Source organism: Streptomyces sp. NPDC004561, from assembly GCF_053602155.1.
This window is the reverse complement of the sequence record NZ_JBSGDB010000233.1, coordinates 1-13046: the sequence shown is the minus strand read 5'-3', so window position 1 is coordinate 13046 and position 13046 is coordinate 1. Positions and strand designations below refer to the sequence as shown.

The following is a 13046-nucleotide window of genomic DNA, read 5'->3' as shown; positions in this document are numbered from 1 at the left end:
CTCACGCCGAGGAGACCGGCCGGAACCGCCACGAGCTGGAGCAGCTGGTGAAGGTGGCCCGCGCGGCGTCCGGCCGTCCGCCGTCATCGAGCGCCCGGTTCCGGCCCCGTTGCCGCAACGGCCGTTCCCACCGGGCGGGTCCGCCGGCTCTGGCGGATAGTGGTGGCGGGACCACGTCCCCCGGCAGCTCCCCGTCCCTCAGGAGGCTCGATGCCCTCTTCACGGTCGCTGGTGGCGCTCACCGGCATCATGGTGCTCGGCATCGCGCTCACCGCCTGCGAGGACCAGGCGTCCGGCGAGATCGTGGCGCGGAACGGTGTCACGGTCGTGCAGACCTTCTCGAACCCGCCGATCCACGGGTGTCACCGCTTCCTCGGCGGTGCGACCCACGTCAGCAACCGGACGCAGAGCAGCCTGCTCCTGTACACCACGCCCGACTGCACGGTGCCGCCGGGCGGGACGAGCGACTTCCTGGACATCGGGGCGTCGGACCAGGCAGTCCGGGCCACCGGGTTCTGGTACAGCTTCTCCTTCGCCTCCACCTGACGGCACGGGCCCACCCAGACGGTCAGGCCCGGGAAACCGTCGTGAGGAATTCGACCAGGGCCGCGTTCACCTCGTCCGGGCGCTCCTGCTGGGTCCAGTGCCCGCAGCCGGCCAGTTCGACGGGCTCGCGCACCAGGCCGGGCATCAGGGCCGGGAGTTTCGCGATGAGTTCGGGGGTCCCGGGGAAAGCGGGGACGACGTCGCGGTCGCCGTAGACGTACAGCGCGGGCCGGGTGACGACCGCGCCGTGCCACGGGGCGGTCAGTTCCCAGTTGCGGTCGAGGTTGCGGTACCAGTTCAGGGCCCCGGTGAAGCCCTTGGCGAAGCTCTCGGTCAGCGCGTCGAGGTCCTCCTCGGTGAACCACCGCGGCAGCACCTCGGGGTACGGCATGTCCGCGAGCCAGCCGCGCTCGGGGTCCACCAGCGGCTGCCTGCCCTCGCCGGCCCCTGGAGCGTCACCGGAACCCCAGTGGACGAACTTCCGCAGAGCGGTGCGGGTGTCCTTCGCGAACTCGGCGTCGGCGACACCGGGGCGGTTGAAGTAGTTCCAGTAGAAACGGCCGCCGAACCGCCTGTCCATGGCGGCCAGCGGAGGCTCCGAGCCCCGGAAGGGCGGCGGCACGCTCAGGCCGGCCACGCCGAGCACCATGTCCGGTCGCAGCAGCGCGGTGTGCCAGGCGACCGGCGCGCCCCAGTCGTGCCCGACGACGTACGCCTTCTCCTCGCCGAGGGCCCGGATCAGCCCGACGACATCGCCGACCAGATGGAGGATGGTGTACGCGTCGACGTGCTCGGGACGGTCACTGAGTCCGTAACCGCGCTGGTCGGGGGCGACCACCCGGAAGCCCGCGTCGGCCAGCGGGCCGAACTGGTGGTGCCAGGAGTGCCAGGACTCGGGGAAGCCGTGCAGGAGCACCACCAGGGGGCCGTCGCCCTGTTCGGCGATGTGCAGCCGAATGCCGTTCACGTCAACCATCCGATGCTCGACCATGCGCACGAGCGTACGCCGACGTGATCTTCGGACGGCGGTACAGGGCGCGCGTGTGCCGCGAACCCGCCCCGTTCGCCACGCAACAGGAGGGCGCCCCGGTGTGTCAGGGGTCGGGGACGCCGCTTGGATCAACTCGCGTATGCGGTGCGGACGTCGGACGGCCGAGGCGTGGGGCAGCCCAGGCGGCCTGAGCAGCCGGAATCGGGTCGCGCCCTCACGGCATCCCTCAGGAGTCGGGCGGCAGGATCTCGAACTCGCGCTCCACATGGCCGGTGTCCAGCCGCAGCCGCCAGATGTTGCGGCGGTGGGCCGCCGCCAGCACGGCCTGGAGCGGGGACGGCGGCACCACGAGGACGGGGCAGGCGGCGTGCGCGAGGCAGTAGCGGCCGACCGACGGCCACAGGGCGCGGTGCAGCCGGCCGCGCCGACCGGCGCCGATCGCGAGGATGTCGTCGTCCCGGTCGGCGGTCCGCACCAGCGCCGGCCCGGGAGTGCCCCGTACGACGAGCGCCTGCCCCGGCACCCCGGGATCCGTGCCGCCGAACACCTCGCACAGCGCCCGGGCGAGCCTCTCCTCGGCCAGCCGCTCCCACTCCCCGACCATGGCGGCCGCGGCCGGGAACCTGCGGGCCGCGAGATCACCCTCAGGCGGCTCCCAGGCCAGCACAGGCCAGAGCTCGGCCCCCCGGCGCCGTGCCTCGCCGGCGGCACGGCCCAGCGCGTGGAGGCTCCCCGGCGACCCGCTGACTCCCACCACGACACGGGCGGCTGAGGGCGGTCTGGACTCTGACATCGCATTCACCGTTCTCCACCCGCCGGCCGAAGGCTGCACAGCCGGCGATCCTCCATGGAACCGCTTCCATCTCACCTCTGTTCCGGGACTTCGAACAGCCCTCGCGCAAAGTCTTGCCGCCCTTCTGACGGCCGCTGCCACGCCGTTGCGCCAGGTGCGCCGGCGTCCTCTCCCGGAGGCGGGCGGGCGTGGGGCGCCGGTGATGGGATGATGATCGGCGACATAAGGCGACGGCGGTCCGAGGAAGCCGGTGTGAATCCGGCGCGGTCCCGCCACTGTGACCGGTCAGCGAGTTCCGGCAGGCCACCGCCCCGACCCGGGCGGGAAGGCGGGGCGAGCGACGATCCGGGAGCCAGGAGACTCACGCGGTCGCCTCCTCGACGAACACCGGGGCGGATCTCCCCGGGAGGGGAGGGGCGTGGCATGCCCGAGAAGCCGGCGCAGGAGACATCAGGCGGGACGGCGGACGAAAGCGGTCCGGTGCCGTGCCGGGTCGTCGTGTGCCGGGACTGCTGCTGCGGCAGTCCCAAGGTGACCGGGGTGGATCACGCGGCGCAGACCGCGCGTCTGCGGGCGGAGGTTCCGGTGCGCGTCTCCGACTGCCTCGACGTGTGCGACCAGGCCAACGTCGTCGTCGTACAGCCGTCCGCCGCGGGACGGGCAGCCGGTGCGCGGCCCGTCTGGCTGGGACTCGTCAACGATCCCGACGCGACCGAGGACATCGCCGCCTGGGTGCGGGCCGGCGGCCCGGGCGTGGCCGCCCTGCCGGACATCCTCGACCTCTACACCTTCACGCCTCCGCGGCGCCGCGCGGACCCCTGAGCCCGTGCGGCCTCCACGGCGTCGCGCGAACGGCGCCCGTTCCAGGCGATGTTGGCGACGCCGGGCGGAGGGGCGGACGTCTGCGTGACAGGTGGGAGAGGAAGATCACGCCGGGCGGACGCCGTCTTGGCCGCGTGCGCGCCACGCGGTACGGTCTGTCCGATATCGACGACGGCGAGACGGAAGCCGGTGGGAATCCGGCACGGTCGCGCCACTGTATGCGGGCACCCGAGGGTGCTCGTGAGTCAGACCCGTGGCCGTCGTCCTGTGCACCACCGAGATGGGACGCGAACTCCCAGAGGAGGTCCTGCCATGGCGCAGACCGTCGCCCGGCCGACAGCCACCACCCCCGCCCTCCCCACCAAGCTGCCGCTGAAGGCGATAGCTCCCTGGGCGGTCTTCTTCGGCATCCTGATGCTGGTCCTGCTGTACTTCGTCGGCGCCGAACAGGGCGCCACCTCCGTGTTCAGCGGCACGGACGTCCATGAGTGGGTGCACGACGCGCGCCACCTGCTCGGCTTCCCCTGCCACTGACGCGAGGGGACAGCGCACGCCCATGAACTCAGCAACCGTACGGAACCTTCTCGTACGGGGGATGCTCGCCGGCCTCGCGGCCGGCGGGCTCGCCCTGATCGTGGCCTATCTCCTCGGAGAGCCGAGCGTCGACAAGGCGATCAGCTTCGAGGAGGCCCACTCCCACGAGCACGAGATGGAAGTCGTCTCCCGCTCCCTGCAGTCCACCGCCGGCCTGGCCACCGGCGTCCTCGTCTACGGGGTCGCGTTCGGCGGTATCGCGGCGCTCGCCTTCTGCTTCGCGCTCGGCCGGGTGGGGCGCTTCGGCCCGCGCGCCACGGCGCTGCTGCTGTCGGGCTGCGCACTGCTCGCCGTGTACGTCGTGCCGTTCCTGAAGTACCCGGCCAACCCGCCGTCGGTCGGCAACCCCGACACCATCGGCAAGCGGACCACCCTGTACTTCCTGATGATGCTGCTCAGCGTCCTGCTGGCGATCGCCGCCACCATCCTGGGCAAGCGCCTGGCGCCCGCTGTGGGCACCTGGTGGGCGACGGTGGCCGCGGTGGCCGCGTTCGTCGTCGTGATCGCTCTGGCCTGCCAGTTCCTGCCGGCCGTCAACGAGGTGCCGAAGCAGTTCCCGGCCACCCTGCTATGGCGGTTCCGGCTCTCCGCACTGGCGATCCAGGCCGTCCTGTGGGGCGGATTCGGCCTGCTCTTCGGCGAGTTGGCGGAGCGGGTGCTGAACCCCCGGCCGAGGAAGACCGCGGCCGGGCGAGCGGTTCCGGCCGCGCGCTGACCCTCCCGGACAACAGAGGGCCCCCGGAATCATCCGGGGGCCTGTGTCGTACTCCGGCTCGTAAGCAGACGGCAGCGGCCCGGGACAGGCGGAACACCCGCTCAGGACGACGCCAGAACACGGTCGAGCGTGTTCCGGCCCGCGCGTCCCCACGTGGGTTGCCCACCGGGCAGGCCGCGCTCCCATGCCTGGCCGATGCCGATGAGGGAGACGGCGCGCAGGACGGCCCATCCGCGCGCACGCCGGATCGTCGCCTCGTCCGCGTGCGCGTATCCGTCGAAGAACCGTGCGGCCGCGCCTCGGGGAAGCAGCAGCCACGCGGCCGCGAGATCCGTCGCCGGATCGCCGGCGCAGAGATCGCCGAAGTCGATCACGCCGGAGAGCGTGCCGTCCGAGACGACGACGTTGGCGGCATGCAGGTCACCGTGAAGCCAGGCAGGCGATCCCGGCCAAGCCGGGGCTGAGACGGCGTCCTCCCAGACCTCACGGATACCGGCGGTCGCTCGGACGGTGCGCCGGTCACCACGGGTACGGGCACCGGGAGCGGCAGACGCGGGGCCAGGACGGGCAACCATCGCTGTTCCTTGCGCAGAAGGGCCGGGGCGCGTGATGTCCGCGGCATGCGCACCGCCAACTCGTCACCGAGCCGCCACAGTCGGTTGTCCCATCCCCTTCGCGGCCGGTTCGAGGATTACCAGGCACTCTACGTGGGAGTTCTGAGGTGCCGAGCGGGTGGCCGCGCTGCACGTTCCGCTCGTTTACGCTGGCCGGACGGGAACTCGTTCGTGTACCACCGGCAGACCAAGAACCTCCTGGTGTCGTACTCGCCGAAGACGCGGTCCCGGGTCTCCCACCAGCCCGCGAGCTGAGTAACTAGAGCCCGCACAACGTCAGTTGTTCGACGACACTCGCGTTTGCCTCCTTCGCTCGGGCGCCGCCTCCTGGAATAATCGTTGGGGTACAGCCGTATGCGCGATGGAGGGCGGGGGCCAAGGTGCCTGGTGGGGACGGCGGCGAGGCGGTGGAGATCCGGAGCGGGCATCCGGACGATCTCGACGCCGTGTACGACGAGTTGCGTGGGGTGACCGGACTCCGCGTGCGGGGCGTGCCGGTTGCGGCGGCCCCCGGCGAACAGGGCTCCGTGCTGGAGTTCGTCACGGTCGCCTGTTCCGGTGGGGCGATCACCATCCTGTTCCAGATCGTCAAGACGCTCGTCGAATCCCGGGGGTCCGGGATCACGCTGACGTTCCGCCGCGGCGAGGACCGCCTGGAGGTCACCGCGAAGAACGTCGAAGAGGTCCTGCCCCTGCTCGAGAAACTCTTCGATGACGAGGGGTGATCGCTCCCGTTCGCGGGCAATCCTGATCGGTACCTCCCACTACCGTGACCTGGCGATCAGACCGCTGCCCGCCGACACCTGCGTCAGCGCCATGGTGGACCTGCTGACCGGCGACCTGTGTGGCTGGCCACGCGACCGCATCACGGCGCTGGAGGACATGGACAGCCCGCGGGACGCCGTGATGGAACTCGTCGCGCAGGTACGGGACGTGACCGATGTCCTGCTGGTCTACTACGTGGGCCACGGAATGCGCACCCGAGCAGGACAGTTGGCGCTCGCCCTGACCGGTACCTCCTCGGATCCGGAGGTGCTCCCGGACTCGGCGCTGCTCTACCCGCGGTTGCTCGAGGTCCTGCGCGGATCGCCGGCCGCCACCAAGCTGGTGGTCCTGGACTGTTGCCATGCCGAGCTCGGCCTGGACGCCGACTTCCACTTCCAGTCAGGGGCCACCGATCTGACGGACCTCTGGCCGGTCGACGGGCTGTATTTCGTGGGCGCCAGTTCGCGCTACGAGAAGGCCAAGTCCCCTCTGGGTGGTCGGCTGACGCACTTCACCCACACCCTGATCGACGTGGTGGGGACCGGGATCCCAGGTAAACCCGCAGAGTTGACCTTACGTCAGATCTTTGTCGAGATGCGGACCCGTCTGCTGCGGGCGAAGCTGCCGCAGCCGGTCGACGGCGGCGTGCGCGACGCCCACCGGTTCCCCTTCGCCCGTAACGCCGGCTACGAGGCAACTCCCGCCGATGATCCTTCGATTGACGAGCCTGTCGGGTGGCAGCAGACCCCAAGCGGTCTACTCGATCCCCCTGACCCGGACGGGCGGGAAGAAGCCAAGGAGCGCGTGCGCTTTCACGGGCGCCGGGCCCTGCTGTTCGCCGGGCTCGGGGTCGTGGCCACCGCCACAGCCGTTCCGCTGAGTCTGTCCGCCGCCTCCTCGTCCGGCGACAGCACCAAGGGCAAGGGCAAGGGCGCCGCACGCACGGGGAGCCGGGGTTCACGTCCCCGACCGACTCTGTACGCCACGCTTCCCGCGAGCGGAGCGGCCGATGCAGCCTTCAGCCCGGACGGCAAGGTGCTCGCCCTCGGCAACTTCGACGCCACGATCTCGCTCTGGGACATCGCGGCCCGCAAAGGCACCGCGACCTTCACCGACTTCACCGATACACCGTTCCTGGGAGTGAACGCCGTGGCGTTCAGCCCGGACGGTGCGTTCCTGGCCGGCGCCGACAGCAAGGACCCCAGCAAGAACCCCCACTACAACGGCACGATCTCGCTGTGGGAGACGGCAACCCGCAAGCGTGTCGCCACCCTCACCGACCCTGGCGTCGTATCGATCAACTCGGTCGTCTTCAGCCCTAAAGGGGCGATCCTGGCCAGCGCCAATGGCAACGGGACGATCTCCATCTGGAGCGCTGCCGCCTACACGAAGATCGCTACGCTCAACAACGCCGTGGCCGAGGCGCACACCACGACCAAGGAAGTGAACTCGGTCGTATTCAGCCCGGACGGCGCGACCCTGGCCAGTTCCAACGTCGCCGGTCTGGTCGAACTGTGGGACGGGGCCACCTACGCGAAGATCGCCACCCTCGCCGGCTACGAAACGGGCGTGGGTGCCCTGGCGTTCAGCCCGGACGGCAAGATCCTCGCGGGGGCGACCGCCGGCAAGATGGTCCACCTGTGGGATGTCGAGGCCCACAAGGAGATCGCCGGCCTCACCTATACCGACAAGTCGCAGGAGGGCGACGCGGGCACCGTGACCTCTTTGGCGTTCACCCCGGACGGCAGGACACTCATCGGCGGCACGCTGGCAGGGATGGTCATGCTGTGGGACGTCGCAACCCGCAAGATCGCTACCACCCTCGGCAGGTTCACCCTCACAGGTGGCGGCTCGTCCGTCGTGTTCGTCGCGCTCAGCCCGAACGGTAAGACCCTGGCCTGTGTCATCGACGGCAAGGTGGATTTGTGGACACTTCACTGACAGCCGGCCGCGGGCGGCGGTGTTGACGGGACGGAAGCCGATCCGTCGCCCCTCTGCCGAGGGAGGAGCATGAGGCGGCTCAGATCCTCGGACCCGGAGATGATCGGACCGTACCGATTGTTCGCCGAATTGGGCAGCGGCGCCATGGGACGGGCGTTGCTGGCACGCGCACCGGACGGGCAGCCGGTCGTCGTCAAGCTGGTGCGCGAGCACTTTCTCGACGAGGACGGCTTCCGTGTGCGGCTCCGCCGGGAGGCGGAGGCCGCTCGCGCGGTGACCGGGGAGCACACCGCAGCGGTCCTCGAAGCCGACGCGGACGCATCGGTCCCATGGCTGGCGACCGAGTTCGTGCCGGGGGTGTCGCTCCGAGAGGCGGTGGACGTCGTCGGAGGGCTGCCGGAGGAGGCGGTGCTCCGCCTGGCCGCCGGGCTGGCCTCCGCGCTGACCGCGATCCACCGGGCGGGTCTGGTTCACCGTGATCTCAAGCCCGCCAACGTCATGCTCGCCGCCGACGGGCTCAAGGCGACCGACTTCCATGTCGTGCGGGCAACGGACAGCGCGGGCGGGAGCGAGCTGACGCCGACCGCCTGGCTGGTCGGTTCGCCAGGATTCATGGCACCGGAGCAGGTCACGGAGGGGCGTTGCACCCCGAGAAGCGATGTGTTCTCCCTCGGGGCCGTGCTGGTCGCGGCGTGCCTCGGGGAGGGGCCGTTCGCCGGACCCTCGACCCCCCGCACGCTGTACAACGTCGTGCACGCCGAACCGGACCTCGACATGATCCCGGACCGGTTGCGCGCCATCATCGGGCCCTGCCTGGCCAAGGACCCGGTCCGACGGCCCACACCGGCCCAACTCCTGGAATCCATAGGCGAGATCCCGCCGTCCGCACAGCCCTGGAGCCCTGCCGTACACATCCTGATCGCCAGGCGAGACGCCGACCTGGCCCGGCTCCTCGACGCATCACCGGAACCGATCACCGACCGGGAAACCGACGCAAGGGACGGTGCGGACGAGCGCGATACGGCCGACCCGCGAGGCCGCACACGGCACGTTGCACGGCTCGGCGCCCTCCTCGGCCTTGCTGTGCTGCTCACCGGCATCGTGCTCTGGACACTGTGGCCCTTCCGCCAAGCGTCAGGTGGCAGCGGGGCCTCGGCGAGCACCTCCGCCTCGCCGCACGTCAGCGGCTCCCGTCCCGCGACAACGCCCGCGGGCCCTCTGCCCGTCACCCTGTACGGCCACGAGTCCTACATCACGGGCCTGGCGTTCAGCCCGAACGGTCGCACGCTGCTCACGGGAAGCAACGACGGCACCGCGCGGCTGTGGGATCTGGCCGGCCACCGGCAGGCGGGCCGCCCGTTGGCCGTCGGTCCCCTCGCCGTCAGCGGTGTGGCGTTCAGTCCGGACGGCCGGACGGTGGCCACGGGGAACCTCGACGGGACCGTGCAGCTGTGGGATGCGGCCGGCCACCGGCAGCTCGCCCATTTCTTGAGGGTTGGGGCGAACCCCGTCGAAAGCCTGGCGTTCAGCCCGGACGGCCGCACTCTGGCCACCGGGGACGGCCACGGCGATACGCGGCTGTGGGACGTGGCCGACCGAAAGCAGCTCGGCCAGCCACTCGGGCGCGCCCCGTTCGTCATCATCAACTGCGTGGTCTTCAGCCCGGACGGCCGCACCCTGGCCACCGCGGGCAGTGACGGGGCCGTGCGCCTGTGGGACGTGGCCAGCCATCAGCAACTCGGCCAACCCCTCGGGAGCTTCATCAACACCACCAGCGTGGCGTTCAGCCCCGACGGCCGTACCCTGGCCGCCGCCGACTGGGACCACACCACCCGCCTGTGGGATGTGGCCAGCCACCGGCAAGTCGCCAGACTCCCGGACACCCAGATCGTCACCTGGGTGGCGTTCAGCCCGGACGGCCACACCCTGGCCACGGCGAACACCTATGAAGTGCGGTTGTGGGACGCCGCCGGTCACCGACAGACCGGCCAGATCCGCAGCGGCGCCGTCACCAGCCCCGAGTGCGTGGCGTTCAGCCCGGACGGCCGCACCCTCGCCATCGGAGGCGCAGACGACGACGGCGCCGTGCAATTGTGGGACGTGAAGGGTCTCCGCTGAGGGGCTCTGTCGGACCGCGTCGTTGATGTTTCTGGGCGAGTCATTGCTCGAAACGCCGAGCGTGTCGCTGACGATGGGCTGATGCTGCTCGTCAGCGAAGGCTCGCTTGCGGGTGGTCATGGGCGCACCAGTACCTTCAGCGCTTCGCGGTCGTTCATCGCCCGGTAGCCGTCGGCGATGTCCTCGAGGCCGACGGTGCGGTCGAAGACGCGGCCGGGGCGGATCGTGCCGTCGAGGATGTGGGGCATCAGTTCTTCGATGTAGGCGCGGGCGGGTGCGACGCCGCCGGTGAGGGTGATGTTGCGCATGAAGTCGGCGAACCCGAAGGGTACGTCGGTGAACTGGGGAGCCCCGACCCGGCTGATGGTGCCGCCGTCGCGTACGACACCGAGACTCTGCACGAGCGCGTCCTTCAGCCCGACGCATTCGAGGACCTTGCGGGTGCCTTCGCCGCCGGTCAGCTCGCGGACCTTGGCGACGCCTTCGTCGCCGCGCTCGGCGACCACGTCGGAGGCGCCGAAGTCGCGGCCCAGGTCGGTGCGGGTGCGGTGGCGGCCCATGAGGATGATCCGCTCGGCGCCCAGCAGCCGGGCGGATATGACGGCGGACAGGCCCACGGCGCCGTCGCCGACGACGGTGACGGTGTCGCCGCGCCGTACGCCGGCGGTGTGGGCGGCGTGGTAGCCGGTGCACAGTACGTCGGAGAGGGTCAACAGGTCCGGCAGCAGGTCGGAGTCCTCGCTGACGGGCATCTTGACCAGGGTGCCGTCGGCCTGCGGGACTCGGGCGGCCTGGCCCTGTCCGCCGTCCACCCCGTTGACGCCCCACTGTCCGCCGTGCGGGCAGGAGGTCTGCAGGCCCTCGCGGCAGTACGCGCAGATGTTGTCGGCCCAGACGAAGGGGGCCACGACGACGTCGCCGGGCTTGAGGGTGCGTACCTCGGAACCAACTTCCTCGACGACGCCGAGGAACTCGTGGCCCATATGGCGGGGGTTGTCCGTGGGTGCCAAGGACTTGTAGGGCCACAGGTCGCTGCCGCAGACGCAGGACAGCACAATGCGCACGACGGCGTCGGTCGGTTGCTGGATCTTGGGGTCGGTGACGTCCTCGACACGTACGTCCTGGGCCGCGTACATCAGTGTGGCTCGCATGAGCGGATCTCCTCTTACAGGGGGATGGGGGTGGGCGTCAGCGAGGGTCGAGGCGGAGGGTGGACGCGCGGGCGCGGTCGGTCAGCACGTGCTCGACGATGCTCGTGTACCCGCCGTACTTCTCCCGATAGGCGGCGTCCACGGCCGCGTGCTGTGCAGGATCGGCCTCTCGGAAGGTGACGTTCCGCTGGACGCCGCCGGCGACGATGCGGCCCTGGTGGCGGGACTGGGTGCCCCGGTACCAGGGGCTGGCGGTGCCCTTGACCGAGCGGACGTAGAGGTGGTCGTCGGCGCGGACGACCCACATGGTCACGGGGTCGCGCAGTCTGCCGGGCATCCTGGGCATGGCGTGAACGCCGCGCCGTCGCCGGTGACGGCGTAGTGGTCGGCGCCGAGGGCGGCTGCGGGGTTGCGCTTGCGGTCGGACTGCGAGAGGACGGTGACCTCGGCGCCCATGGCCTTGGCCATCTTGACGCCGAGGTGGCCGAGGCCGACGATCGCGACCTTGGCGCCCGGCGCGGCGCCGTAGCGCTTGAGCGGCCTGTAGACGGTGACCTCGAATCCGGTCTCGGTGACCCGTCCGACGATCTCGTGGCCGGGAACGAGCGGGCTGGTCGGCAGCCGGCCGAACTCGCCGCCGACGAAGTTCATGTCGGAGTGGCAGATGCCGCAGTGCAAAACGTCGAGCTTGACGTCGTGAGGGCCGACGTCGCGGCGCTCGATGGTGAGGGGAACGAGCGGCTGACGCGCCTCGTGGGCGCCGAACGCCTTGACGGCGGTGGACATGGTGAATCCTTCGAGCGGACTTGTCCTGAGGGGGGCGGGTCAGGCTTCGGGGATGGCACGGCCGTAGGCGGCGAGGGTGACGTTCTCTGGTTCGGGGCCGCCGCGTCGACCGGTCTCCAAGGCATCCAGGGCGGTGAGCTCGTCTGCTGTGAGCTCGAAGTCGAAGACGTCGATGTTCTCGGCGATACGGGTGCGCTTGGTGGACTTGGGGATGACCGAGCGGCCCTGCTGAAGACCCCAGCGCAGCAGCACCTGTGCGGGGCTCTTGCCGTGCGCCTCGGCGATGCGGGTGACGGCCGGGTCCTCAAGGACGCTCTTGCGGCCCTCGCCATAGCCCGGGTAGAAGGTGATTCCTCCGATCGGGGACCACGCCTGGTTGAGGATGTCGTGCCGGTCGTCGAATTCGAGCACGGCACGCTGCTGGAAGTAGGGGTGAATCTCCAGCTGGTTGACCGCCGGCACGACGGAGGTGGCGTCCAGCAGCGTGGTCAGGTGGTCGACCATGAAGTTGCTGACGCCGATGGCTTGCACCTTGCCGTCGGCCAGGAGCCTTTCCAGGGCACGGTAGGCGGCAAGGGTCTTGTCGAACTCGGACGGCAGGGCCTGGTGCAGGATCAGCAGGTCGATCCGGTCCACTCCGAGCCTTGCGGCGCTCTTCTCGAAGCCGTGCAGGGTCTCGTCGTACCCGTAGTCGCTGATCCAGATCTTCGTCTCGACGAAGATCTCGTCGCGCGGCACTCCGGAGTCGCGGAGGGCCTGGCCGACCTCGCGTTCGTTGCCGTAGGCGGCGGCAGTGTCGATGTGCCGGTAGCCGAGGTCGAGCGCGGCCCTGACAGCGGCCTGGGTCTCGTCGGGCGGGGTCTGGAAGACGCCGAGTCCCAGGGCGGGCATCTCGACGCCGTTGTTGAGGGTGAGGGTCTGCATCACAGGGACCTTTCGTCGTGAGTAGCCCGTGCGGGCACGATGAGGGCGAGGACGGTCACGACCGCCAGCGCGAGCAGGACGGCGGAGCCGGTCAGGGCCGTTCCCGAGCGGGCCGCGATGTCGGCGGCCGCGTGCCCGGTGGAGACGGAGGTGGCGACGGCGGTCAGGATGCTCAGGCTCAGTGCGCTGCCGATCTGGTGCACGGTGTTGACCAGGCCCGACGCCAGGGCGGCGCCGACCGCGTAGATCGGAAGGGAGCGCAGCGCCGCGATCTGGAACAGGAAGC

At 70.5% G+C, this 13046-nt stretch carries 12 protein-coding genes, 3 pseudogenes and 2 riboswitches; of the genes and pseudogenes, 7 read left to right on the top strand and 8 right to left on the bottom strand.

The window, feature by feature from the left end:
• Positions 1–210: 210 nt before the first annotated feature.
• A complete protein-coding gene (locus ACWEN3_RS26825; protein WP_452975839.1) occupies positions 211–546 on the top strand; it encodes a hypothetical protein in 336 nt (111 codons plus the stop codon).
• Between the two features lie 22 nt (positions 547–568).
• Here ACWEN3_RS26825 and ACWEN3_RS26820 read toward each other — a convergent pair whose 3' ends face one another.
• Both ACWEN3_RS26820 and ACWEN3_RS26815 read right to left on the bottom strand, forming a co-directional pair.
• Entirely contained in the window at positions 569–1522 is a 954-nt protein-coding gene (locus ACWEN3_RS26820; protein ID WP_452975838.1) for an alpha/beta fold hydrolase, read from the bottom strand.
• A gap of 241 nt (positions 1523–1763) precedes the next feature.
• Positions 1764–2330, bottom strand: a complete 567-nt coding sequence (locus ACWEN3_RS26815; protein ID WP_452975836.1) for a universal stress protein — start codon at positions 2328–2330, stop codon at positions 1764–1766.
• A 241-nt stretch (positions 2331–2571) separates the two neighbouring features.
• Positions 2572–2692: riboswitch (cobalamin riboswitch) on the top strand.
• A 61-nt stretch (positions 2693–2753) separates the two neighbouring features.
• Here ACWEN3_RS26815 and ACWEN3_RS26810 point away from each other — a divergent pair.
• The 3 genes from ACWEN3_RS26810 to ACWEN3_RS26800 all read left to right on the top strand — a co-directional run bounded on the left by ACWEN3_RS26810 (position 2754) and on the right by ACWEN3_RS26800 (position 4461).
• The gene (locus ACWEN3_RS26810) at positions 2754–3152 is read left to right on the top strand and encodes a (2Fe-2S) ferredoxin domain-containing protein (RefSeq protein ID WP_452975834.1); all 399 of its coding nucleotides are present in this window, start codon (positions 2754–2756) and stop codon (positions 3150–3152) included.
• A gap of 134 nt (positions 3153–3286) precedes the next feature.
• Positions 3287–3429, top strand: a riboswitch (cobalamin riboswitch).
• A 35-nt stretch (positions 3430–3464) separates the two neighbouring features.
• Positions 3465–3686: a CbtB domain-containing protein gene (locus ACWEN3_RS26805; protein WP_452975832.1), complete on the top strand. Its 222-nt coding sequence runs from the start codon at positions 3465–3467 to the stop codon at positions 3684–3686.
• A gap of 22 nt (positions 3687–3708) precedes the next feature.
• Positions 3709–4461 carry a CbtA family protein gene (locus ACWEN3_RS26800; protein WP_452975830.1) on the top strand — a complete coding sequence of 251 codons (753 nt, stop codon included), beginning with the start codon at positions 3709–3711 and terminating at the stop codon, positions 4459–4461.
• A 101-nt stretch (positions 4462–4562) separates the two neighbouring features.
• Here ACWEN3_RS26800 and ACWEN3_RS26795 read toward each other — a convergent pair.
• Positions 4563–5131: pseudogene (locus ACWEN3_RS26795) on the bottom strand (phosphotransferase); the annotation flags it as partial.
• A gap of 324 nt (positions 5132–5455) precedes the next feature.
• Between ACWEN3_RS26795 and ACWEN3_RS26790 the strand changes: the two are divergent.
• The 3 genes from ACWEN3_RS26790 (at position 5456) to ACWEN3_RS26780 (ending at position 9899) form a co-directional block, all read left to right on the top strand.
• The gene (locus ACWEN3_RS26790) at positions 5456–5800 is read left to right on the top strand and encodes an effector-associated constant component EACC1 (RefSeq protein ID WP_452975828.1); all 345 of its coding nucleotides are present in this window, start codon (positions 5456–5458) and stop codon (positions 5798–5800) included.
• On the top strand, positions 5787–7781 hold the full coding sequence (locus ACWEN3_RS26785) for a caspase, EACC1-associated type (protein ID WP_452975826.1): 1995 nt from the start codon (positions 5787–5789) through the stop codon (positions 7779–7781). The genes ACWEN3_RS26790 and ACWEN3_RS26785 overlap by 14 nt, the downstream gene beginning before the upstream one ends.
• A 69-nt stretch (positions 7782–7850) precedes the next feature.
• Positions 7851–9899 (top strand): WD40 repeat domain-containing serine/threonine protein kinase, encoded by a 2049-nt coding sequence (locus ACWEN3_RS26780; protein ID WP_452975824.1) that lies wholly within the window; start codon positions 7851–7853, stop codon positions 9897–9899.
• 116 nt (positions 9900–10015) lie between these two features.
• Here the strand turns inward: ACWEN3_RS26780 and ACWEN3_RS26775 are convergent, their stop codons facing one another.
• From ACWEN3_RS26775 to ACWEN3_RS26755, 5 genes and pseudogenes are all read right to left on the bottom strand, one after another.
• Entirely contained in the window at positions 10016–11050 is a 1035-nt protein-coding gene (locus tag ACWEN3_RS26775) for a zinc-dependent alcohol dehydrogenase family protein (protein WP_452975822.1), read from the bottom strand.
• A 37-nt stretch (positions 11051–11087) separates the two neighbouring features.
• Positions 11088–11357 carry a DUF2255 family protein gene (locus ACWEN3_RS26770; protein ID WP_452975841.1) on the bottom strand — a complete coding sequence of 90 codons (270 nt, stop codon included), beginning with the start codon at positions 11355–11357 and terminating at the stop codon, positions 11088–11090.
• A gap of 29 nt (positions 11358–11386) precedes the next feature.
• Positions 11387–11836 (bottom strand): annotated as a pseudogene (locus tag ACWEN3_RS26765) (alcohol dehydrogenase catalytic domain-containing protein); the annotation flags it as partial.
• Between the two features lie 39 nt (positions 11837–11875).
• Positions 11876–12760, bottom strand: a complete 885-nt coding sequence (locus ACWEN3_RS26760; protein ID WP_452975820.1) for an aldo/keto reductase — start codon at positions 12758–12760, stop codon at positions 11876–11878.
• Positions 12760–13046, bottom strand: a pseudogene (locus tag ACWEN3_RS26755) (MFS transporter); the annotation flags it as partial. The pseudogene ACWEN3_RS26755 and the gene ACWEN3_RS26760, both read right to left, overlap by 1 nt.

Coding starts and splice junctions, on each gene's coding strand:
- ACWEN3_RS26825 (WP_452975839.1), top strand. CDS start 211: ATGCCCTCTTCACGGTCGCTGGTGGCGCTCACCGGCATCATGGTGCTC.
- ACWEN3_RS26820 (WP_452975838.1), bottom strand. CDS start 1,522: ATGGTTGACGTGAACGGCATTCGGCTGCACATCGCCGAACAGGGCGAC.
- ACWEN3_RS26815 (WP_452975836.1), bottom strand. CDS start 2,330: ATGTCAGAGTCCAGACCGCCCTCAGCCGCCCGTGTCGTGGTGGGAGTC.
- ACWEN3_RS26810 (WP_452975834.1), top strand. CDS start 2,754: ATGCCCGAGAAGCCGGCGCAGGAGACATCAGGCGGGACGGCGGACGAA.
- ACWEN3_RS26805 (WP_452975832.1), top strand. CDS start 3,465: ATGGCGCAGACCGTCGCCCGGCCGACAGCCACCACCCCCGCCCTCCCC.
- ACWEN3_RS26800 (WP_452975830.1), top strand. CDS start 3,709: ATGAACTCAGCAACCGTACGGAACCTTCTCGTACGGGGGATGCTCGCC.
- ACWEN3_RS26785 (WP_452975826.1), top strand. CDS start 5,787: ATGACGAGGGGTGATCGCTCCCGTTCGCGGGCAATCCTGATCGGTACC.
- ACWEN3_RS26780 (WP_452975824.1), top strand. CDS start 7,851: ATGAGGCGGCTCAGATCCTCGGACCCGGAGATGATCGGACCGTACCGA.
- ACWEN3_RS26775 (WP_452975822.1), bottom strand. CDS start 11,050: ATGCGAGCCACACTGATGTACGCGGCCCAGGACGTACGTGTCGAGGAC.
- ACWEN3_RS26770 (WP_452975841.1), bottom strand. CDS start 11,357: ATGTGGGTCGTCCGCGCCGACGACCACCTCTACGTCCGCTCGGTCAAG.
- ACWEN3_RS26760 (WP_452975820.1), bottom strand. CDS start 12,760: ATGCAGACCCTCACCCTCAACAACGGCGTCGAGATGCCCGCCCTGGGA.